15 protein-coding genes are annotated in these 21,316 nt (G+C 62.5%); 10 read left to right on the top strand and 5 right to left on the bottom strand.

Features of this window, described 5'->3' with window-relative positions:
• Positions 1-188: 188 nt before the first annotated feature.
• A complete protein-coding gene (locus V6L75_RS01840; protein ID WP_334249827.1) occupies positions 189-3,899 on the bottom strand; it encodes a vitamin B12-dependent ribonucleotide reductase in 3,711 nt (1,236 codons plus the stop codon).
• A 693-nt stretch (positions 3,900-4,592) separates the two neighbouring features.
• Here V6L75_RS01840 and V6L75_RS01835 point away from each other — a divergent pair.
• Positions 4,593-5,336, top strand: coding sequence for a response regulator (locus V6L75_RS01835; RefSeq protein ID WP_334249826.1), 744 nt, complete (start codon positions 4,593-4,595; stop codon positions 5,334-5,336).
• Positions 5,337-5,515: 179 nt separating this feature from the next.
• A complete protein-coding gene (locus V6L75_RS01830; protein ID WP_334249825.1) occupies positions 5,516-5,902 on the top strand; it encodes an NADH:ubiquinone oxidoreductase subunit NDUFA12 in 387 nt (128 codons plus the stop codon).
• Between the two features lie 233 nt (positions 5,903-6,135).
• Here the strand turns inward: V6L75_RS01830 and V6L75_RS01825 are convergent, their stop codons facing one another.
• Positions 6,136-6,855, bottom strand: coding sequence for an alpha/beta hydrolase (locus V6L75_RS01825; RefSeq protein WP_334249824.1), 720 nt, complete (start codon positions 6,853-6,855; stop codon positions 6,136-6,138).
• 317 nt (positions 6,856-7,172) lie between these two features.
• Between V6L75_RS01825 and V6L75_RS01820 the strand changes: the two genes are divergently transcribed.
• From V6L75_RS01820 to tenA, 8 genes are all read left to right on the top strand, one after another.
• On the top strand, positions 7,173-8,342 hold the full coding sequence (locus tag V6L75_RS01820; protein WP_334249823.1) for a cysteine desulfurase family protein: 1,170 nt from the start codon (positions 7,173-7,175) through the stop codon (positions 8,340-8,342).
• A 157-nt stretch (positions 8,343-8,499) separates the two neighbouring features.
• Positions 8,500-9,972, top strand: a complete 1,473-nt coding sequence (sufB, locus tag V6L75_RS01815; protein WP_334249822.1) for a Fe-S cluster assembly protein SufB — start codon at positions 8,500-8,502, stop codon at positions 9,970-9,972.
• 164 nt (positions 9,973-10,136) lie between these two features.
• On the top strand, positions 10,137-10,892 hold the full coding sequence (gene sufC / locus V6L75_RS01810; RefSeq protein ID WP_019965739.1) for a Fe-S cluster assembly ATPase SufC: 756 nt from the start codon (positions 10,137-10,139) through the stop codon (positions 10,890-10,892).
• A gap of 16 nt (positions 10,893-10,908) precedes the next feature.
• On the top strand, positions 10,909-12,216 hold the full coding sequence (gene sufD, locus V6L75_RS01805) for a Fe-S cluster assembly protein SufD (protein ID WP_334249821.1): 1,308 nt from the start codon (positions 10,909-10,911) through the stop codon (positions 12,214-12,216).
• Between the two features lie 27 nt (positions 12,217-12,243).
• Positions 12,244-13,500, top strand: a complete 1,257-nt coding sequence (locus V6L75_RS01800; RefSeq protein WP_334249820.1) for a cysteine desulfurase — start codon at positions 12,244-12,246, stop codon at positions 13,498-13,500.
• Positions 13,501-13,510: 10 nt separating this feature from the next.
• Positions 13,511-13,897 (top strand): SUF system Fe-S cluster assembly protein, encoded by a 387-nt coding sequence (locus tag V6L75_RS01795; protein WP_334249819.1) that lies wholly within the window; start codon positions 13,511-13,513, stop codon positions 13,895-13,897.
• A gap of 100 nt (positions 13,898-13,997) precedes the next feature.
• Positions 13,998-14,375, top strand: a complete 378-nt coding sequence (locus V6L75_RS01790) for a HesB/IscA family protein (RefSeq protein WP_334249818.1) — start codon at positions 13,998-14,000, stop codon at positions 14,373-14,375.
• Between the two features lie 33 nt (positions 14,376-14,408).
• Complete coding sequence (gene tenA / locus V6L75_RS01785) at positions 14,409-15,071, top strand: thiaminase II (RefSeq protein ID WP_334249817.1); 663 nt, start codon at positions 14,409-14,411, stop codon at positions 15,069-15,071.
• Positions 15,072-15,094: 23 nt separating this feature from the next.
• Here tenA and V6L75_RS01780 read toward each other — a convergent pair whose 3' ends face one another.
• The 3 genes from V6L75_RS01780 to parE form a co-directional block, all read right to left on the bottom strand.
• Positions 15,095-16,162 carry a GGDEF domain-containing protein gene (locus V6L75_RS01780; protein ID WP_334249816.1) on the bottom strand — a complete coding sequence of 356 codons (1,068 nt, stop codon included), beginning with the start codon at positions 16,160-16,162 and terminating at the stop codon, positions 15,095-15,097.
• A 267-nt stretch (positions 16,163-16,429) separates the two neighbouring features.
• Entirely contained in the window at positions 16,430-18,037 is a 1,608-nt protein-coding gene (locus V6L75_RS01775; RefSeq protein WP_334249815.1) for a DEAD/DEAH box helicase, read from the bottom strand.
• 250 nt (positions 18,038-18,287) lie between these two features.
• A complete protein-coding gene (gene parE, locus V6L75_RS01770) occupies positions 18,288-20,396 on the bottom strand; it encodes a DNA topoisomerase IV subunit B (protein WP_334249814.1) in 2,109 nt (702 codons plus the stop codon).
• Positions 20,397-21,316: the final 920 nt, after the last annotated feature.

The following is a 21,316-nucleotide window of genomic DNA, read 5'->3' as shown; positions in this document are numbered from 1 at the left end:
CCAACCCATTCAGCACCGGCGAATGTCATCTAACGGCCCGCTGTCTGCTCCTCAGATGTTACATAAACACGCTTCAAAAAACCCGCCCACCGTCTCCGGCAAGCGGGTTTTTCCGTTTTCATCACTCCCCCAAACCGCCCGCTGGCTCAATCAGCCGGGGCGGTTCGGGACAAAACTCCACTGCCCCCTCAGCTGCACCCGCTCGTGGAACCACAGGTGTCGCATTTCAGGCAGGTGCCGTTGCGGACCATGGTGAAGTTGCCGCATTCGGAGCAGCTTTCGCCTTCGTAGCCTTTCATCCGGGCCTGAGCGATGCGCTCGGCGGCGGAAGAAGGAGCGGCCTGCGGGGCAGGGGCGGTTTCGAGTTTGACGGCCAGTTCCGTGTTGCCCGAGCGGGCAAAGGCGGTGGCGACGGCGGAGGTCTGGGCCACAGGTGCCGTTGCGGTGCCCTTCACGGCCGGAGCTGTGCCATGCGCTGCGCTTTGACCGGCGAGCGAGCCGGCCGGTTCGCCGCTGGCGGATACGAGGCGGAAGCGCTCGGTCTGGCCGCGCACGAGGCCGTGGGAGACGACGCCCTGTTCGCCGCGCCCTTCGCTGGCGCCCGCGCTGATGCCGGTGTTGCCGATGGCTTCCGGCGGCACATGTGCAAGGTCATGACGGCCCAGGTAGGAGACGGCGAGCTCGCGGAAGATGTAGTCGAGGATCGACGTGGCGTTCTTGATCGCCTCGTTGCCCTGCACCATGCCCGCCGGTTCGAAGCGGGTGAAGGTGAAGGCGTCGACATATTCCTCCAGCGGCACGCCATATTGCAGGCCGAGCGAGATGGCGATGGCGAAGTTGTTCATCAGGGAGCGGAAGGCGGCGCCTTCCTTGTGCATGTCGATGAAGATCTCGCCGAGGCGGCCATCCTGATATTCGCCGGTGGTCAGATACACCTTGTGGCCGCCGACGCGGGCCTTCTGGGTATAGCCCTTGCGGCGGTCCGGCATCTTCTCGCGGGCACGGACGGTGCGCTCGATGATCCGCTCGACGATGCGCTCGGCGATGACTTCGGCCTTGGCGGCGGCGGGCTTGGCGGCAATCGCCTCGGCGGCCTCTTCCGCGTCCTCGTCCTCATCGGCGATGAGCTGGGAGTTCAGCGGCTGGGACAGCTTGGAGCCGTCGCGGTAGAGCGCATTGGCCTTCAGCGCCAGCCGCCAGGACAGCATGTAGGCTTCCTTGCAGTCGTCGACGGTTGCCTCGTTCGGCATGTTGATCGTCTTGGAAATGGCGCCGGAAATGAAGGGCTGGGCCGCAGCCATCATGCGGATGTGGCTTTCGACCGAAAGGTAGCGCTTGCCGGTCTTGCCGCAGGGGTTGGCGCAGTCGAAGACCGGGTAATGCTCCTTCTTCAGGAAGGGCGCGCCTTCCAGCGTCATGGCGCCGCAGACGTGGATGTTGGCAGCCTCGATCTCGGCCCTGGAGAAGCCGAGGAACGGCAGCAGCTCGAAGGCCGGGTCGTTCATCTGCTCAGCCGTGACGCCAAGGGCGGCCATCTGCTCGTCGCCCAGCGTCCAGCGGTTGAAGACGAACTTGATGTCGAAGGCGGACTTCAGCGAGCCCTTGAGCTTGGCAAGGCTGTCCTCGGTGAAGCCCTTGGCCTTGAGGCTGGACGGGTTGACGCCGGGCGCCTGATCCAGCGAGCCATGGCCGACGGCATAGGCCTCGATCTCGGCGATCTCGCTCGGCTTGTAGCCCAGCACCTCGAGGGCCTCGGGCACGGCGCGGTTGATGATCTTGAAATAGCCGCCGCCAGCCAGCTTCTTGAACTTCACCAGCGCAAAGTCAGGCTCGATGCCGGTGGTGTCGCAGTCCATCACCAGGCCGATGGTGCCGGTGGGAGCAATGACGGAGACCTGCGCATTGCGGTAGCCGTGCTTTTCGCCCAGCTCCAGCGCCCGGTCCCAGGCCAGCTTCGACCGCTCGATCAGCACCTGATCCGGGCAGGAGGCATGGTCCAGCGGCACCGGGTTGGTGGACAGCGCCTCGTAGCCCGCTGCCTCGCCATGGGCGGCGCGGCGGTGGTTGCGGATGACGCGCAGCATGTGGGCGGCGTTGTCGCCATAGCCGGGGAAGGCGCCCAGCTCACCGGCCATTTCGGCGGAGGTGGCATAGGATACGCCGGTCATGATGGCCGACAGGGCACCGCAAAGGGCGCGGCCCGCATCGCTGTCATAGGGAATGCCGGAGGTCATCAGCAGGCCGCCGATGTTGGCATAGCCAAGGCCAAGGGTGCGGAAGCGGTAGGACAGCTCGGCGATTTCCTTGGACGGGAACTGCGCCATCAGCACGGAGATTTCCAGCACCACCGTCCACAGGCGCACCGCATGCTCATAAGCGTCCACGTCGAAGGAGCGGTCCTCGCGGCGGAACTGCATCAGGTTCAGGGACGCCAGATTGCAGGCCGTGTCGTCCAGGAACATGTATTCCGAGCAGGGGTTGGAGGCGCGGATCTCGCCCGAAGCCGGGCAGGTGTGCCAGTCGTTGATGGTGGTGTGATACTGGATGCCGGGATCAGCCGAGGCCCAGGCGGCATAGCCGATCTGCTCCCACAGCTCGCGCGCCTTCAGCGTCTTCATCACCTTGCCGTCCTTGCGGGCGGTCAGGTCCCAGGTGCCGTCATCCGTCACGGCCTTCAGGAAGCCGTCGGTCACACGCACGGAGTTGTTGGAGTTCTGGCCGGCAACGGTCAGATAGGCTTCCGAATCCCAGTCGGTGTTGTAGGCGGGGAATTCGATGGAGGTGTAGCCCTGACGGGCAAACTGGATGACCCGGCGGATGTAGTTTTCCGGCACCATCATCTTCTTGGCAGCGCGGATTTCGCGCTTCAGCGCCGGGTTCTTGGCCGGGTCGAAGCAGTCGCCATTGTCTGCCTCGCAGTTGACGCAGGCCTTCATGATGGCGGTCAGGTGCTTCTGGCAGATCTTCGAGCCGGTGACGAGGGCGGCCACCTTCTGCTCTTCCTTGACCTTCCAGTTGATGTAATCCTCGATATCCGGATGGTCCACATCCACAACCACCATCTTGGCGGCGCGGCGGGTGGTGCCGCCGGACTTGATGGCGCCCGCTGCCCGGTCACCGATCTTGAGGAAGCTCATCAGGCCGGAGGAGCGGCCGCCGCCGGACAGCTTCTCGCCTTCACCGCGCAGGCGCGAGAAGTTGGAGCCGGTGCCCGAGCCATATTTGAACAGGCGCGCCTCACGCACCCACAGGTCCATGATGCCATTCTCGTTGACGAGATCGTCTTCCACGGACTGGATGAAACAGGCGTGCGGCTGCGGGTGCTCATAGGCGGTGGCGGATTTCACCAGCTCGCCGGTCTGGAAATCGACATAGAAGTGGCCCTGGCTGGGGCCGTCGATGCCATAGGCCCAGTGCAGGCCGGTGTTGAACCACTGCGGGCTGTTCGGCGCCACCTTCTGGGTCGCCAGCATGAAGCGCAGCTCGTCGTAGAAGGCCTGGGCATCGGCTTCGCCGTCGAAATAGCCGCCCTTCCAGCCCCAGTAGGTCCAGGTTCCGGCCAAACGGTCAAAGACCTGGCGTGCGTCGGTCTCGGAGCCGAAGCGCTCGCCTTCGGGCAGGGCTTCGAGAGCGGCCAGGTCGGCCTCGCGGCGCCACAGCCATGAGGGAACGGTGTTCTCTTCCACCGGCTTCAGGCGGGCAGGGACGCCGGCCTTGCGGAAATACTTCTGGGCGAGAATGTCGGAGGCGACCTGCGAGAACTGGGCCGGAACCTGAATGTCCGCGAGACGGAACACAACCGAGCCATCCGGATTGCGGATCTCGCTCGTCGTCGTGGTGAACTCGATCTCAGCGTAAGGGGACTGCCCATCCTTGGTGTAACGCCGTTCAATCCGCATTCCCATGCCCCCTTCATCGTGCCGGCCCGGCAGGCGATCCGCCTTGCGTCAGGCCGCAAAAATCCGTTGCCCAGGCGCCAAGCGTCCCGGACGTTCAGTGTGCCGCTACCCTGTCAGTCGAGGCCCGGTACTTCGCCGGGCTCACTCTTCAGTGAGGAATTCCCTGGTCTGCCATTCGCGTGGTGTGCCACTTGAGTGGTTTGCCGCTGGTGTATCCGCAAGCGGACGGCCAGAGACCGGATGTCACGGTGTCCAAGCTGCCGGCGGCCCGAAAACGGCGCGCGGGAGGCCGCTGCCGCTGATCCGTAACTCTGCCTGAAGCCGGTTCTACTGGGCGGAAACAGGCGTCAGCCTGTCCGCCGGAACACTCACCGTGACGTTCCGGACATTAGTGTGAATCATCGGTTACCGTCAAGTTTGGGGAACTATCGCTTGTGTGTAAAAGTTGCCCGGCAATCTAAATCTAGTAGCCCTTGTGGAAATCGGGGAGAGCGGGGGAAAGCCGTGATTTGATGCAGGTCATTGCAATTCTGCATCAAGCCGGGGGCTGCGTATGCCCCATGCCAGCAACGCCTGTCATGTTGCTGATTGATGATGACAATTTGACGAAAAGGCCGCGACCTCACTTCAAGTGGACTTAAGCGGGGCATGCGAGAAGAAGGGCGGTTCATCTCCGGCAGGGGCCCCGATTTCATGTCCAACCATCATGCGGCCTACGGGCTGACCTTCGGCGAACTCGATGTGGTTGTCGTCGAGGATTCAAGGCAGATGCAGACCATTCTTCGCTCGATACTTTTAAGTTTCAAGGTCGAGCGGGTGCGGGTGTTCGACACGGTGGATGCGGCGCTGGAGTCCATGCTTACCGAGCCTCCCAATCTCATCATCTCCGACTGGCGTATGGAGCCGGCGACCGGCTACCAGATGTTGCGGCTGATCCGGCACAAGAACATGGCGCCGCTCTGTTTCGTGCCTCTGCTGTTCGTCACCGCCCATGGCACGCGAGCCTTTGTGGAGAAGGCTTTCCGGGCCGGTGCGCATCATCTTCTGGCCAAGCCCGTCTCACCCTCCATGATCCATGCCCGGCTGAACTGGCTGCTCAGCGATGCCAGGGAGATGATCCCGGACAAGAACGGCTTTTATTCCATTGAAGGCGTTGGCCTTTTGCTGGAGCAGCAAGCGGGCAAGATGAAGACGCTGGATGGTGCACGCGCCTATCATCAACGTGCGACGCGCCGCTATCAGGAAGTCAAGGAGACGGTGGAGCACGTCTTCAACGAGGATGGGTCGATCGCTGCCGCAGCTCTTGATTCGCAGGCTGGACGCATGGCTGCCGTTGCCCGGACTGCCCCGAAGCCGGTACAGAAGCCCAAGACGGAAGAGCAAAAGCCTCCGGTTCCGGGGCCGAGATTTGCTGCCCTGCGCAAGGCGCTGAGCTAGACTGGACGCCGGTCCGCCGGTTTCCTGGTCCCGCTGTGCGGCGAAGCGGCGCAAAATGCCGCAGCCGTGTGGACGGGCCGGAGAATTCCGGCTACATGTTGCCGCAACATCGGGCTGCGTTGGCAGCCAGTCCTTTTCGAGGGCGGCGTTTGGTCCGCCCGATTCGGAGCAGACAGCGGATGAAGACCCTTCTCCTGCAAATCTTCACCTGGTGGAACGGCCAGACCATGGGCACCCGGTTCTTCACCTGGCGCAAGGGCGAACTCGTTGGCAAGGATGAGTTCGGCAACACCTATTACAAGGAGCGGGGCGGCAAGAAGCGCTGGGTCATTTACAATGGCCTCGCCGAAGCCTCGATGATTCCGCCGGGCTGGCATGGCTGGATGCACCACCGGGTCGACACGCCGCCGGTGGAAGAGAACTACCACGCCAAATCCTGGCAGGCGCCGCACCACGGTAACCGCACTGGAACGCCCGAGGCCTACCGCCCGAAGGGCTCGATCCTGACCCCCGAAAAGCGTCCGGAAGTGACCGGCGACTACGAGGCCTGGACGCCGGGCCAGTAAGCGGCGTAGAGCTGTTTGAGTTTGAAGAACCCGCTGGAGCAATCCAGTGGGTTTTTTGTTGTGCGCGGTGCGTAGAGGGGGCTGTAAGGGGCTCCGTGCCTTCTATCTCGCCTGGGCCGTCACCCCGGCCATCGAGCCGGCAAGGGCCTCGCCCCCCGCACAACAAAAAACCCGCCGGATCAAACCGGCGGGCTCTGTATCCTGAACGGCTTTCGCCGGATCAGTAACGGGAATCATTCCTCGTCGTCATCCAGATCCTCAGCGAAGTCTTCGCCGGTATCCGCCGGAGGCGGCGGCAGGACGGGCAGGGCGTCAACGCCGAGGCGCTTGTCGAGATAGGTGCCGCAGCGCAGCATCAGTTCCTCGACGCTGTTCTCGAAGAAGTGGTTCGCACCGGGGATCGTCTCGTGATCGATGACGATGCCCTTCTGCGTCTTCAGCTTGTCAACGAGGTTCTGCACGTCCTTCTGCGGCACGACCTTGTCGTTGTCGCCATGGATGAGCAGGCCGGACGAGGGGCAGGGGGCGAGGAAGGAGAAGTCGAACAGGTTCGCCGGAGGGGCAACCGAGATGAAGCCTTCCACTTCCGGGCGGCGCATCAGAAGCTGCATGCCGATCCAGGCGCCGAAGGAGAAGCCGGCAATCCAGCAGCCGCGTGCGTCGGGATGAACCGTCTGCACCCAGTCGAGGGCAGCGGCGGCATCCGAGAGCTCACCCTGGCCATGATCGAAGGAGCCCTGCGACCGGCCGACGCCGCGGAAGTTGAAGCGCAGCACGGCAAAGCCACGCTGGGCGAACATATAATACAGCTGGTAGACGACCTGATTGTTCATCGTCCCGCCGAACTGCGGATGCGGATGCAGCACCAGTGCGATGGGCGCGTTCCGCTTTTTGGCGGGATGGAAACGGCCTTCCAGACGTCCGGCAGGGCCGTTGAAAATCACCTCGGGCATGAAGCGCGATGTCCTTTTCTCGCTTTCCGGGCCTTCTGGTCCGGAAAAAATGAGGAATTTGTACGTGGAATCCCTGAGCAGGAAACTTGACTCTGAGGTTCCGAGTTTCTAAAAGCTTCTTTAGAATGCTTCAAATTCGAATGCAGCCGCGCGTGGCGTGCCGGTTCGAATTCGGGCGCTTGGCGCACTTATCATCATGTGGGCGGGGAATTTCAAGTTTTCCGTTGACTTGACTTGAAAAAGAGGCGCTACCGGCCTTGTCCGAAAGCCAGCTGGCGATGAGGGCACACCAGGCTGAATGGAGTTGGAACCGGGCCATGAACGGCGGAACCGAGCGGCTTTATCTGGATCACAATGCGAGCGCGCCGCTGCGCCCGCAGGCGCTCGCGCGCATGGTCGAGGTGCTGGGCGTCACGGGCAACCCGTCTTCGGTGCATGGCGAAGGGCGCAAGCTGCGCGGCATCGTCGAGGATGCACGCGAGGCGCTGGCAGCCATGTGCGGGGTCAAGGCCCGGTCGGTCATCTTCACCAGCGGTGCGACGGAAGCCAACGTACTGGCTCTCAGCCCGCGCTGGCAGGGCAATGACGGCCCGGTCTATCTGGACCGGCTGCTGATGTCCGCCGTTGAGCACCCGAGCGTGCGCGCGGGCGGACGCTTTGCCGCACGTGAAATTGCCCACATCGGCACCGGTGAAAACGGCGTCCTGCGGCTTGATCATCTGGACGAGCTGCTGGCCGCCGGAGGTCCTGCGCTGGTGTCTGTGATGGCGGCGAACAATGAAACGGGCGTCATCCAGCCGCTGGCCGAAATCGGTGCCCGTGTGAAGGCCGCCGGCGGCATCTTCCATGTGGATGCCGTGCAGTTTGGCGGCCGCCTGCCGGTGGACATTGCCGGATGGCAGGCGGATGCGGTGAGCCTTTCGGCCCACAAGATGGGCGGCCCGCAGGGCATTGGCGCGCTTGTGCTGCGCACATCTGCGCTGGCGCCCGCGCCGCTGCTGATTGGTGGCGGCCAGGAGCAGCACCGGCGTGCGGGCACGGAAAATGCCGCAGCCATCGCCGCTTTCGGTGCCATTGCGCGCGATGGCTCCACAATGCTTGAGGAATTTGCAAGTCTCGCGAGGCTTCAGGGCCTTCTCGAAGAGGGTTTGCGCCTTATATCTGGATCAACGGTGGTGTTTGGCGCAGATGCCCCCCGCCTTGCGAACACAACGTGTTTTGCCGTTCCGGGCGTTCCGTCCGAAATGGCGCTTATGGCTCTGGACCTCAACGGCATCGCCCTTTCCTCCGGCTCGGCCTGCTCCTCGGGCAAGGTCGGTGCGTCGCACGTGCTCACCGCCATGGGCGTTGACGAGGATCTGGGACGCTGTGCGCTGCGGGTCAGTCTTGGCTGGACGACGCAGGAAGCGGATATCACCCGCTTCCTGGAGGTCTGGTCGAAGGTGGCAGCCACGCTCAACCCTTCGGCAACCGGCAAGGCAGCCTGAAGATACGGCTTTGAAATTGCCCCGAATGGGGCCTGAAACCGCCCTCCAGCTTATTTCGTGCCGGTGGGCTGAACCTGAGACGACCTCGCCGCCGTAGAACGGGGGCAGGGATGACGGTCCGCCCCGGATGTGAGGGCGGCGGAATGGAGACAAAGACATGCCCGCTGTGCAGGAAACGATCGACCGGGTCAAAGCGATTGACGTCGACCAGTACAAATATGGCTTCGTCACCGACATCGAGTCGGAAACGGCGGCAAAGGGCCTTTCCGAGGAAACCGTGCGCTTCCTTTCGGCCAAGAAGAACGAGCCGGAGTGGATGACCGAGTGGCGCCTCGATGCGCTGCGCCGCTTCCAGACCATGGAAGAGCCCACCTGGGCCCGCGTCAGCTATCCGCCGATTGACCTGCAGGAGCTGTACTACTGGTCCGCGCCGAAGTCCGTCGAAGGGCCGAAGAGCCTTGACGAGGTGGATCCGGAGCTGCTGCGGACCTACGAGAAGCTGGGCATTCCGCTGCGCGAGCAGGAGATCCTTGCCGGCGTCGAGCCGAAGAACCGGGTCGCCGTGGACGCCGTGTTCGACAGCGTGTCCGTGGTCACCACCTTCAAGGACGAGCTGAAGAAGGCGGGCGTCATCTTCTGTTCCATCTCCGAGGCCCTGCGCGAGTACCCGGACCTCGTCCGCAAGTATCTCGGCTCCGTGGTTCCGGTGACGGACAACTACTATGCGACGCTGAACTCTGCGGTCTTCTCCGACGGCTCCTTCGTTTATGTGCCGGAGGGCGTGCGCTGCCCGATGGAACTGTCCACTTACTTCCGCATCAACGAGAAAAACACCGGCCAGTTCGAGCGTACGCTGATCATCGCCGACAAGGGCGCTTACGTGTCCTATCTTGAAGGCTGCACCGCGCCGCAGCGCGACGAGAACCAGCTGCATGCGGCTGTCGTCGAGCTGATCGCGCTGGATGATGCGGAGATCAAATATTCCACCGTCCAGAACTGGTTCCCCGGTGACAAGGACGGCAAGGGCGGCATCTACAACTTCGTCACCAAGCGTGGCGACTGCCGTGGCAAGAACTCCAAGATCTCCTGGACGCAGGTGGAAACCGGCTCGGCCATCACCTGGAAGTACCCGTCCTGCATTCTGCGCGGTGACAATTCGCGCGGCGAGTTCTACTCGATCGCCGTGTCCAACGGCTATCAGCAGGTGGACAGCGGCACCAAGATGATCCATCTCGGCAAGAACACGTCGAGCCGCATCATCTCCAAGGGCATTTCCGCCGGCAAGTCGCAGAACACCTACCGTGGCCTCGTCTCGGCGCACCGCAAGGCTTCGAACGCCCGCAACTTCACCCAGTGCGACAGCCTGCTGATCGGGCAGGACTGCGGCGCGCATACGGTGCCCTATATCGAAAGCAAGAACGCATCGGCCGTCTTCGAGCATGAGGCCACCACCTCAAAGATCTCCGACGACCAGATGTTCTACTGCCTCGCCCGTGGCCTGTCGGAAGAGCAGGCCGTGGCGCTGATCGTGAACGGCTTCGTCAAGGACGTGATCCAGCAGCTGCCGATGGAATTCGCCGTCGAAGCCCAGAAACTGATCTCGATCAGCCTGGAAGGCAGCGTGGGATAACGTAGGCGAGACGTTGAACACCCACTCCGTCATCGTCGGGACGAGCCCAAGAACGACGGAGAGTGGTGCGTAGGCAAACGCAATTGAATGCGCTGGGAAACCGGCTCCTGAGACTGATGACACACACCGGACCTTGAATCCGGACCGAAATGAGGACCATCTCAATGCTTGAGATCAAGAACCTGCACGCCCGCATCGCCGAAGACGGCACCGAGATCCTGCGCGGCATCGACCTGACCGTGAAGGCAGGCGAAATCCATGCCATCATGGGCCCGAACGGCTCCGGCAAGTCGACCCTGTCCTACATTCTGGCAGGCAAGGAAGACTATGAGGTCACCGAGGGCGAGATCCTGTTCAATGGTGAGAACCTCCTGGAGATGGAAGCCGACGAGCGTGCAGCTGCCGGTGTGTTCCTTGCCTTCCAGTATCCGATCGAGATCCCCGGCGTTGCCACGATGGAGTTTCTGAAGACCGCCCTCAACGCACAGCGCAAGGCGCGCGGCGAGGCCGAGCTCTCGGTTCCGGACTTCCTGAAGCTGGTCAAGTCCAAGGCGGCTGACCTCAACGTCACCATGGACATGCTGAAGCGCCCGCTCAACGTCGGCTTCTCCGGCGGCGAGAAGAAGCGCTCGGAAATCCTGCAGATGGCCCTTCTGGAGCCGAGCCTCTGCGTGCTGGACGAGACGGACTCCGGCCTCGACATCGACGCCCTGCGCATCGTGTCGGAAGGCGTCAACAAGCTGCGCTCGCCGGAGCGCTCGATGATCGTCATCACCCACTACCAGCGCCTGCTCGACCATATCGTGCCGGATGTCGTCCACGTTCTGTCCAAGGGCAAGATCGTCAAGACCGGCGGCAAGGAACTGGCGCTTGAGCTGGAGAAGAACGGCTACGCTGATTACGTCGGCGCGGCGGCCTGAGCCACGGGGAGTGACCATGACTGCGAACCTGCGTGTCGTCTCGACACAGGCCGAAACCGATCTTGAGGCGCATTTCGCTGCGCTCAAGGACGGTGGCGCCGACTTGATCAGCCTGCGGGAAGCCGCCTTCGCCCGCTTCCGGGCGACCGGCCTGCCGCACCGGCGGATCGAGGAATGGAAGTACACGGACCTGCGCGCCTTCCTGAAGAGCTACGCTGCCCCGGCAGCCGCAGCTTCCCTGGACGCGGTCAAGGCTGCCCTTGCGGGTGCCGAGACCTATGCAGAGCTGGAGCGCCTGCGCATCGTGCTCGCCAACGGGCGTCTTGTGGCCGAAGTGTCTGATCTTGCGAAGCTGGAAGCGGCTGGCATTGAGGTTTCAAACTTCAATGACGCTGTGAGAAATTCTTCGCAAGCCCTTCTTTCAAATCCGGAAATTGCCGGAGTTAATCCAGCACTTGAACTCAACACGGCGCTGCTGCAGGGCGGCGTTGTTCTGAAGGTTAAGGCAGGCACGGCCGTGGATTTGCCGGTCGAGATCGTGCATCTGGCGCTTGGCGGCGCGGTTTATACCCGCGTGCGGACCGAGCTGGGCAAGGGCGCGAGCCTGACCCTGCTGGAGAGCTTCGTCACCGCTGGTGAGGATGCCGTCGTCAACGCTGTGTCCGACCAGGTGCTGGCCGATGAAGCTGCTCTGACCGCGACCCGCCTGATCGTCGGCTCGGGCCGTGCGCCGCATATCTCCACGGCCTTCTCGCATCTTGGTGCAAAGGCAGAGCTGAAGACGCTCGGCTTCATCGCCGGGACCGACTTTGCCCGCAACCAGTCCTACGTCACCTTTGCCGGTGAGCACTCCACGGCGAAGCTTTATGGCGTGACCATGGTGCGCGGCCAGCAGCTGGGCGACCAGACGCTGGTGGTTGACCATGCGGTGCCGAACTGCGAGAGCCGGGAATTCTTCAAGACGGTGATCGACGCCGGTGCGAAGGGTGTTTATCAGGGCAAGATCATCGTGCGGCCGCACGCCCAGAAGACGGACGGCCAGATGATGACGCAGGCGCTGCTGCTGTCCGAAGATGCTGAGATGGCCAACAAGCCGGAACTGGAAATCTTCGCTGATGACGTGCAGTGCGCCCACGGCGCGACGAGCGGCCAGATCGATGAGGATCTGCTGTTCTATCTGCGCGCCCGTGGCATTCCGGAAGCGGAAGCCCGCACGCTGCTGGTCCTCGCCTTCCTGTCGGAAGCCATCGAGGAATTCGGCAGCGAGAGCGTGACCGAGCTGCTGGAGACCCGCGTGCGGGAGTGGCTGGCTATCGCCGGCTAATCCCGAGCTGCTTGTTGATTGGAGAGAATGATGACCGCCAGCCAGACTGCTGCTGCCCCTGCCACCGGCTATGACGTTGCCGCCGTGCGCCGTGATTTCCCGATCCTGTCGCGGGACGTCTACGGCAAGCCGCTCGTCTATCTGGACAATGGCGCCTCGGCGCAAAAGCCGCAGGCGGTCATCGATGCCATGGTGAAGGCCTATTCGCAGGAATATGCCAACGTGCACCGCGGCCTGCATTTCCTCTCCAACACGGCGACCGAGAATTACGAAGCCGCGCGCGAGACCGTGCGCCGCTTCCTCAATGCGGGGTCGGTGGACGAGATCGTCTTCACCCGCTCCACGACCGAGGCCATCAATCTCGTGTCCTACGGTCTTGGCCCGGACACGTTCGGCCCGGGCGATGAGATCGTGCTGTCGATCATGGAGCATCACTCCAACATCGTGCCCTGGCATTTCCACCGCGAGCGCAACGGTGCGGTGCTGAAGTGGGTCTATGTGCGCGAGGATGGCTCCTTCGATCTGGAAGCTTTCGAGGCGGCCCTGACGGAACGTACCAAACTCGTCGCCATCACGCAGATGTCCAACGTACTGGGCACCGTGGTGCCGGTGAAGGATGTCTGCCGCATCGCCCATGCGCGCGGCATCAAGGTGCTGGTGGATGGCAGCCAGGCTGCCGTGCATATGCCTGTCGATGTGCGCGACATGGACTGCGACTACTATGTGCTGACCGGCCACAAAGTCTATGGCCCGACCGGCATCGGCGTGCTCTATGGCAAGCCGGAGGCGCTGGACCGTCTGCGTCCCTTCTGCGGCGGCGGCGAGATGATTGCGGACGTGACCGAGGATATCGTCACCTACGCCAAGCCGCCGCACCGGTTCGAGGCGGGCACCCCTCCCATCGTGCAGGCGATCGGTCTTGCTGCTGCGCTCGACTACATGGACAGCCTCGGCCGCGAAAACATCGCCCGGCACGAGGCATCGCTGCTGGCCTATGCCACCGAAAAGCTCGCCGGTTTCAACTCCCTGCGCATCTTCGGCTCGGCGCCGGGCAAGGGCGCGATCATCTCCTTCGAGATGAAGGGGGCTCATGCCCATGACGTGGCCACCGTGCTGGACCGGGCTGGCGTTGCGGTGCGTGCCGGCACCCATTGCGCCCAGCCGCTGCTGGCCCGCTATGGCGTCACCTCCACTTGCCGTGCCAGCTTCGGCCTTTATAACACCTTCGAGGAAGTTGACGCCCTTGCGGCGGCCCTGCAGAAGGCGCAGGACTTCTTTGCCTGAGGATCGATCCATGAACGACAGTCCCGCTCACGTTTCCGCTGAGCCGGAAACCGCCGCTGAAACCACTGCTTCGGCCATTGCGCCCGAGGAACTGGCGCGGATGACCGATGACATCATCGCGGCGCTGAAGACCGTCTATGATCCGGAAATTCCCTGCGACATCTACGAGCTTGGCCTCATCTACAAGGTCGATATCGAGGATGACCGCTCGGTGAAGGTGGACATGACGCTGACTGCACCGGGCTGCCCGGTGGCCGGGGAAATGCCGGGCTGGGTGGAAAACGCCATCAGTGCGGTTCCCGGAATTGGCGCTGTGGACGTCAGCATGGTGTTTGATCCGCCGTGGACGCCGGACCGCATGTCCGAAGAAGCCCGCGTTGCGCTCAACTGGTACTGAGCGAGCGCCGGGGAGGCTGCCGGTTGGAAAGCTGAGCGGAATCCCCATATAATGCATACGAGCTGATTTGAAGGGGATTCCCCCGCAAAGGAACAAGCCTATGGCACTGGCCCGCAAGATGCAGATCATGAAGGTGAGCCCGGCAGCCGCAGAGCGCGTGCGCGAACTGGTGGAAGGCGCCGATGAACCCAAGGCCGGCCTGCGCATCAGCATCAAGAAGGGCGGCTGCGCAGGCATGGAATATGCCATGTCCCTCGTGGATGGCGTCCAGCCAGGCGATGACGTGATCGAGGCGGATGGCGCGAAGGTTTTCATTGATCCGTCCGCAGTGCTGTATCTGATCGGCAGCGAGATGGATTTCGAGACGACGAAGTTCCGCTCCGGTTTTGTCTTCCGCAATCCGAATGAAGTGTCCTCCTGCGGCTGCGGCGAATCCGTGTCGCTGAAGGCCGCCGATCCGGCCGCGCTTTCCGCCTGATTTCTCCCGCCAGAATCTTCAGAAGGCAGATCGATGAGTTTCTTTGCCCGCCTGCGTGAGGCCGCCGGTCCGGACTGGACCGCCTATGTCGAGCACCCCTTTGTCCGGCAGATGCAGGACGGTACGCTGCCTCAAGCCGCCTTCCGGCATTATCTGGTGCAGGACTATCTGTTCCTCATCCAGTTTGCGCGGGCCTATGCACTGGCCATCTACAAGAGCCCGACGCTTGGTGACATGCGCCACGCGCTTTCCGGGGTGAGAGCCATTCTCGACATGGAGATGGATCTTCACGTCGAGCTGTGTGCTGGCTGGGGGCTCTCGCGCGAGGATCTGGAAAAGGCACGGGAAGAGCGCCAGACCATGGCCTACACCCGCTTCGTGCTGGATGCCGGCGGGCAGGGGGATTTGCTGGATCTCCTCGTAGCGCTTGCCCCTTGCGTTCTGGGCTATGCCGAGATTGGTGCAAGGCTCGCAAAGACACCGTCCGGCTCAGACCCGCAGAACCCTTATGCCCGCTGGATCAGCGAATATGCCAGCGATGCCTATCAGGATGTCGCCGCCAGCTTTGCCGCCTGGATGGACAAGCTTGCGGCAGACTATGAGACACCGGCCCGCAGAATGCGGCTGGAGCATCTGTTCCGGCAGGCTAGCATTCTTGAGGCTGATTTCTGGCAGATGGGGCTGGAACGCGCCTGAGAGCAAGCGTTGGCTGAGCAGTGTCAGGCGACACGGCTTCCATTCTGATTGGCTGCAAGCTCGTTGCTCTGCAGGCTACGAACCGCATTGCGGCCGCTGTGCTTGGCGGCATAAAGGGCTGCATCGGCGCGGCCGATGATCATCTGGCTCGTGTCGCCGCCTTCGTAAAGGCTTACGCCGATTGAGAGGGTCAGACGGCCCAGGTTTTCGCCTGTCGAGCGCTTGACCAGCTCCTTGCCCATGACGGCCCTGCGGATCTGTTCTGCCACGTCCATGGCATCGTCGATCTGCGCCTCGGGCAGGATGATCGCGAACTCCTCTCCGCCGTAGCGGCAGGCAACGTCCTGCGCCTTGATGCTCTGCTTTACGGCGAGGGCAACAAGGCGCAGGACCTGATCACCTGTCTGATGGCCAAACCGGTCATTGAAGCTCTTGAAGTGATCGATGTCCGTCAGCAGGAGGGCGAAGCCTTCGCCGGTGCGCTTGGCGAGGTCGATGGCACGATCAATCGCAAGGTCGAAGTGCCGCCGGTTGCTGAGCGTGGTTAGCTCGTCGGTGAGGGACTCGTAGCGGATTGCTTCGAGGTTCTCCTTGAGCGTCCGGATCTGCCTGTTGGACTCAAGCAGCTGGCTTTCGAGATTTCGGTTGGCTGCAATAGCTGCGTGGGTTGCCTTGACCATGGCAGAGGTCAGGTCCCGCAGCTTTTCGTCATTCAGTGTCTCGTGCAGCCTTCCCAGAACATTATCGAGGGCTTTGCCAAAGTCAGATGTGGCGTCTGTGCTGATGCGGATTGCATCGACCAGGTCCTGCACCTCTTCGGCAACGCGCGTTCCGACTTCATCAACCCGGTCACCAAGCCGGTTGGGAGACAGAAACCGCGCGTAGATCCGCTGCAGATCGTCGGCAGATATCGAGCCCTTCGTCGCGATCAAATCGTTGATTGCGCGGTTAAGGGCCTGATTGAAACCCGCCGCATAGGTATACCAGGTCTCGTAATTGCGCGGATGGGCCGGAATCACGTTGCGCCGGATATATGAGAGCGCCGCTTCACCATAAGTGATGGTTCTCTTGAAATCCTCCGCATCTGCCATTCTGGCCCCCACCACAAAAGAGTGCCGCTTGCAAAGGGGCACTTCGATATACTGTAACACTAGTATTATGTAATTTAACGCTAGGTTAAATTGCGGATAAGTCCGGCGCAGAAGCAGGCCAGCGTGCTGTATACAATGCTCACTCTGCTGTCATTTACCGTAGCGCGTCAACACCAGAAATACTTGGTGAAGGCAGGTTTTTCTCAGCAAAACGCCGCCGCTCTGTTCAGATCCGGCGGCGCCTCTATTCTCTGCTCAGTTTCCTGGTCAGGATGCCTTCTTGGCGCGTGGGTCGCGAAGCAGGAAGGCGGGAATGTGATCGCCGAGACCGATAACCGGCTGGTCGTCATCCTGATGGCGGCCGCGGCGGTTGTTACCGTTGTTGCGGTCTCGCTGCGGTTGGTTGCGGTTTCCATCACGGCTGTGCCGGTCGTTGCGTTCGCGGCCGGCGTCCTGCGGCTGTGCCTGCTGCGGCGCAATGCGTGGCTGCGGGGCATCTTCCGCCATTACGGCCGGTGCCGTATCCTGCACCTCGGCCGTCTCGCTCTTGCGCGGGCGGCGCGTCCGGGTGCGGGCCGGTGCCTTGGCCTCCGCAACTTCGGCTGTTTCCTCGCGCGGGCTCTCGTCCGGCGCTGCCTCCTGGGTGCGGCTGCCACCGCGGGGGCGGCGGGCAGGGCGCTCGGCCTTGGCGCCGCCGGAACGGGCGGCCTTGCGGCGCTCCTTGCGCTCGGCAATCGCAGCTTCGAAGTCCAGCGGCTCGCCCAGCCAGTCGATGCTCTTGCCGATCACCTTCTCAATGGCGCCCAGATACTTCTGGTCGTCGCCGTCAACCAGTGTATAGGCAACGCCGAGGCGTCCGGCGCGGCCGGTGCGGCCAATGCGGTGAACGTAGTCTTCCGCATGGATCGGCACGTCGAAATTGAACACGTGGCTCACATCCGGAATGTCGAGACCGCGTGCGGCGACGTCGCTGGCCACGAGCAGCTTGAGGTTCCCCTTGCGGAAATTGTCCAGCATGGTCATGCGGGTGCGCTGGTCCATGTCGCCATGCAGCGCGCCAACGTTGAAGCCGTGGCGCTCCAGCGAGCGGAACAGTGTAGCCACATCAACCTTGCGGTTGCAGAAGACGATGGCGTTCTGCAGGTCTTCGGCCTGGGCCAGAAGGTCCCGGAGGGTCTGACGCTTCTCGTAATCCTCACTGCCGGTTCCCACCAGATACTGGGTGATCGTCGAGGATGTGGAGGAGCGGGTCGAAACCTCAACCTTCGCCGGGTTCTGAAGGAAGGTTTCTGTCAGGCGCTGGATTTCCGGCGGCATTGTGGCCGAGAAGAACAGGGTCTGGCGGGTGAAGGGGATCAGCTTGCAGATCCGCTCGATATCCGGGATGAAGCCCATGTCAAGCATGCGGTCGGCTTCGTCGATCACGAGGATCTCGACGCCCTGCAGCAGCAGCTTGCCGCGCTCGACGTGATCCAGCAGACGGCCCGGGGTCGCAATCAGAACGTCGGCGCCACGGTCGATCTTCTTGTCCTGCTCACCAAAAGAAACACCGCCGATCAGCAGGGCGACGTTCAGCTTGTGGTTGACGCCATACCGCTCGAAGTTCTCCTGAACCTGCGCTGCGAGCTCACGCGTCGGTTCCAGGATCAGGGTGCGGGGCATACGTGCGCGGGCGCGGCCCTTTTCAAGAAGGGTGAGCATCGGCAGCGTGAAGGAAGCCGTCTTGCCGGTGCCGGTCTGGGCGATGCCCAGAACATCGCGCCGTTCCAGCACATGGGGAATGGCGCCCTTCTGGATGGCGGTCGGTTCGTTGTAACCGGCAGCGGTAACTGCCTGGAGGACTTTCTCGCTGAGGCCGAGAGTGTCAAATGACATTGAGAACGGGATCCGATTCTGGGTCGCTGTAGCTGGACGGACCCAAGCCTTGCCTAGGTCCGGAATTGGCGCCACCCTACAGTTAAAGGCCCCCTTGTCAATGTTTTCCTGAGGTTTTGACCCTGAAACGGCCCTGTTAATGCTAACAGGCCGCCAGTTGGGAGCAAATCAGCAGGCACATGGGCGCCTGCCTCTCATCGCAAATGCAGCACCTTGACTTTGCCGTCAGCTTGAAGCGGGCGCTTCACGCTCAGATATCGAGGTCATGCGCGAATTCGGCACGGTCCTGGATGAAGCGGAAGCGGGCTTCCGGCTTGTTGCCCATCAGCTGTTCGACGGTATCACTGGTGTCCGCCTCGTCGCCTTCCACCACCTGCACCTTCAGCAAGGTGCGCTTGGAGGGATCCATGGTGGTTTCCTTGAGCTGTCCTGGCAGCATTTCGCCAAGGCCCTTGAAGCGGCCGATCTCGACCTTGCTCTTGCCCTTGAAGACCGTGGCCATCAGCTCGTCCTTATGCTCGTCCGTGCGGGCATAGATGGTCTTGCCGCCCTGCGTCAGGCGGTAGAGCGGCGGCACGGCGAGATAGAGGTGGCCGTTGTGGATCAGCTCCGGCATTTCGCGGTAGAAGAAGGTGATCAGCAGCGAGGCGATATGCGCGCCGTCCACGTCGGCGTCGGTCATGATGATGACCTTCTCATAGCGCAGGTCCGCATCCTTGTAGTGGGTGCGGGTGCCGCAGCCAAGTGCCTGGATCAGGTCCGCCAGCTGCTGGTTGGCCACCAATTTGTCGCGCCCGGCATTGGCAACGTTGAGGATCTTGCCGCGCAGGGGCAGTACGGCCTGATTGTTGCGGTTACGGGCCTGTTTGGCGGAGCCACCGGCCGAGTCACCCTCGACGATGAAGAGCTCCGTGCCTTCCGACTGGTTTGCCGAACAATCCGCCAGCTTGCCCGGCAGGCGCAGCTTGCGCACGGCGGTCTTGCGGGCAACGTCCTTTTCCTGGCGGCGGCGCAGGCGTTCTTCCGCCCGGTCGATCACCCATTCCAGAAGCTTGTTGGCCTGAGTGGGAGATGCGGTCAGCCAGTGGTCAAAGGCATCGCGCAGGGCATTCTCGGTGATGCGCGTTGCCTCGTTGGTGGCCAGCTTGTCCTTGGTCTGGCCGACAAACTCCGGTTCGCGGATGAAGACGGACAGCATGCCGGCAGCCGAGGTCATGATGTCTTCGGAGGTAAGGATTGCGGCCTTCTTGTTGCCGACGAGATCCGCATAGGCCTTGAGGCCGCGCAGCAGTGCATAGCGCAGGCCCGCTTCATGCGTGCCGCCTTCCGGAGTGGTCACTGTGTTGCAGTAGGAGGACAGGAAACCGTCACCTGCGAACCAGGTGACCGCCCATTCCACTGCGCCATGCTTGCCGGGCTGGCCCAGCTTGCCGGCAAAGATGTCGTCGATGACCTTGCGCTCCTTGCCGAGCTTTTCGGCAAGAAAGTCCTTCAGGCCGCCGGGGAAATGGAACACGGCCTCTGCCGGTGTCTTGTCTTTTTCGTCCAGCAGAGCCGGGTCGCAGTGCCAGCGGATCTCGACGCCGCCGAACAGATAGGCTTTGGAACGGGCCATGCGCAGCAGGCGCGCAGGCTCGAACTTTGCTTCCTTGCCGAAGATCTGCCAGTCGGGCTTGAAGCGGACCAGCGTGCCGCGCCGGTTCTGCACATCGCCGACGAGTTCCAGCTGTCCTACCGGCTTGCCGCGCTGGAAGACCTGACGGTAGAGCTTACGCGCCCGCGCCACCTCGACCACCATTTCTTCCGACAGGGCGTTCACCACGGATGAGCCCACGCCGTGCAGGCCGCCGGAAGCCTCATAGACCTTGCTGTCGAACTTGCCGCCCGCATGCAGCGTCGTCATGATGATTTCGAGCGCCGACTTGTCCTTGAACTTCGGATGCGGATCGACCGGAATGCCGCGGCCATTGTCCGTGATGGTGATATAGCCATCGGCGCCAACGGCAACGTCGATCCAGGTGGCATGGCCTGCGACGGCCTCGTCCATCGAGTTGTCGATGATTTCGGCGAAGAGGTGATGCAGCGCCTTTTCATCGGTGCCGCCGATATACATGCCCGGACGGCGGCGCACCGGCTCAAGGCCTTCCAGCACTTCGATGTCGGCTGCCGTATAGTCCTCACCGCCTCCGGAGCTGCGCTGCGGTGTCTGGCTAGCAGTTTCAGCCTGCGAGTTTCCGGCCGCAAGGACGGCGGGAGCGGGCGCAAGGGCTGCTTTGCTGGCCGCCTTGGGGGCTGCCTTTGCAGGCGCACTCCCTGCCGCTGCTGCTGATCCTGCGAAGAGATCCTCGTCTGCGCTCATGCCGTTTCCATGTTCCATAGTCTGTGGGGCAGGCCCTTGCGTGTGACGCAAATGGCCGTGCCGTGTGTCCGGTCCCCGTTGCCGGAGTCCGATTCGCTGCTGCCCGATTCGGCGCGATTGTCTCAGCCGCCAGCCTGCGGCGAAAGGGGAAAGCCCCGGAACCGCGCGGATTTCCAACGAAACGGGGTTTTTGAACGGTCTGGACAACCGAATGTCAACCGCTTTCGTCGAGTGTGTGTGCAAGGGCCGTCCGGCTCCGTGCCAGTCCCTGCCGGGAAGCAGCCAGAGGAACTGGCAGCCGCCAGTGGTTGCCCGGCTTGTTTTCGGCGAGACAAACTGGGCGCGGGAACTGGCGGAAACTCTGAGCTTTGTGGAGCCAGGCATGACAGGAACAGGCAAAAACAGGCGCGAGTCTGTGGCGCCGCCGCAACAGTCAGGCGCGATGTGATGCGCTATGACTTGTGGCGCCGGAATTGCCGCCGTTCAGCCACGATTGGGCTTCAACCCTCTCTGGCATGGAAGGGCAGGGCGATCTTCAGCAAATTGCCGCCGCCGTCTCTGGGGGCGTGAGCGGCAGGCATGAAGATTTAGGCAGTCAGGCAGGTATGCGCATCAGTGTGCATGCGATTTGGATCAGGGGTTTGGTGTGCGCGTTATCTTTGCGTTGAACAGGACAGGGAATGACGGGATAACATCCCAAGTCTGTCTTTGCAGCGTCAAAACGCATTCCTCTTCCTTTGGTTCCATCTCCCGCAGATTTTTTTCGCATGGTGCCGCAACTGCCAGCTCAAATACTGACGGCCCAAATGCTGCCGGCCCAATTGCTGCCGGAATGCCGGGGTATCTCTCTCTCCATCGAATTCACACAGGGCCAGCGCCGTACGGCGTCACGGGCATGGCGGCCGGGCAGGCTGCCTGCC

Origin of the sequence: Pannonibacter anstelovis (genome assembly GCF_036881715.1) — a bacterium.
In the GTDB taxonomy this organism is placed as follows: domain Bacteria; phylum Pseudomonadota; class Alphaproteobacteria; order Rhizobiales; family Stappiaceae; genus Pannonibacter; species Pannonibacter anstelovis.
Note: the sequence above shows the minus strand (reverse complement) of the source record. Positions and strands in the feature narration are given on the sequence as shown.

Coding starts and splice junctions, on each gene's coding strand:
- V6L75_RS01840 (WP_334249827.1), bottom strand. CDS start 3,899: ATGCGGATTGAACGGCGTTACACCAAGGATGGGCAGTCCCCTTACGCT.
- V6L75_RS01835 (WP_334249826.1), top strand. CDS start 4,593: ATGTCCAACCATCATGCGGCCTACGGGCTGACCTTCGGCGAACTCGAT.
- V6L75_RS01830 (WP_334249825.1), top strand. CDS start 5,516: ATGAAGACCCTTCTCCTGCAAATCTTCACCTGGTGGAACGGCCAGACC.
- V6L75_RS01825 (WP_334249824.1), bottom strand. CDS start 6,855: ATGCCCGAGGTGATTTTCAACGGCCCTGCCGGACGTCTGGAAGGCCGT.
- V6L75_RS01820 (WP_334249823.1), top strand. CDS start 7,173: ATGAACGGCGGAACCGAGCGGCTTTATCTGGATCACAATGCGAGCGCG.
- sufB (WP_334249822.1), top strand. CDS start 8,500: ATGCCCGCTGTGCAGGAAACGATCGACCGGGTCAAAGCGATTGACGTC.
- sufC (WP_019965739.1), top strand. CDS start 10,137: ATGCTTGAGATCAAGAACCTGCACGCCCGCATCGCCGAAGACGGCACC.
- sufD (WP_334249821.1), top strand. CDS start 10,909: ATGACTGCGAACCTGCGTGTCGTCTCGACACAGGCCGAAACCGATCTT.
- V6L75_RS01800 (WP_334249820.1), top strand. CDS start 12,244: ATGATGACCGCCAGCCAGACTGCTGCTGCCCCTGCCACCGGCTATGAC.
- V6L75_RS01795 (WP_334249819.1), top strand. CDS start 13,511: ATGAACGACAGTCCCGCTCACGTTTCCGCTGAGCCGGAAACCGCCGCT.
- V6L75_RS01790 (WP_334249818.1), top strand. CDS start 13,998: ATGGCACTGGCCCGCAAGATGCAGATCATGAAGGTGAGCCCGGCAGCC.
- tenA (WP_334249817.1), top strand. CDS start 14,409: ATGAGTTTCTTTGCCCGCCTGCGTGAGGCCGCCGGTCCGGACTGGACC.
- V6L75_RS01780 (WP_334249816.1), bottom strand. CDS start 16,162: ATGGCAGATGCGGAGGATTTCAAGAGAACCATCACTTATGGTGAAGCG.
- V6L75_RS01775 (WP_334249815.1), bottom strand. CDS start 18,037: ATGTCATTTGACACTCTCGGCCTCAGCGAGAAAGTCCTCCAGGCAGTT.
- parE (WP_334249814.1), bottom strand. CDS start 20,396: ATGAGCGCAGACGAGGATCTCTTCGCAGGATCAGCAGCAGCGGCAGGG.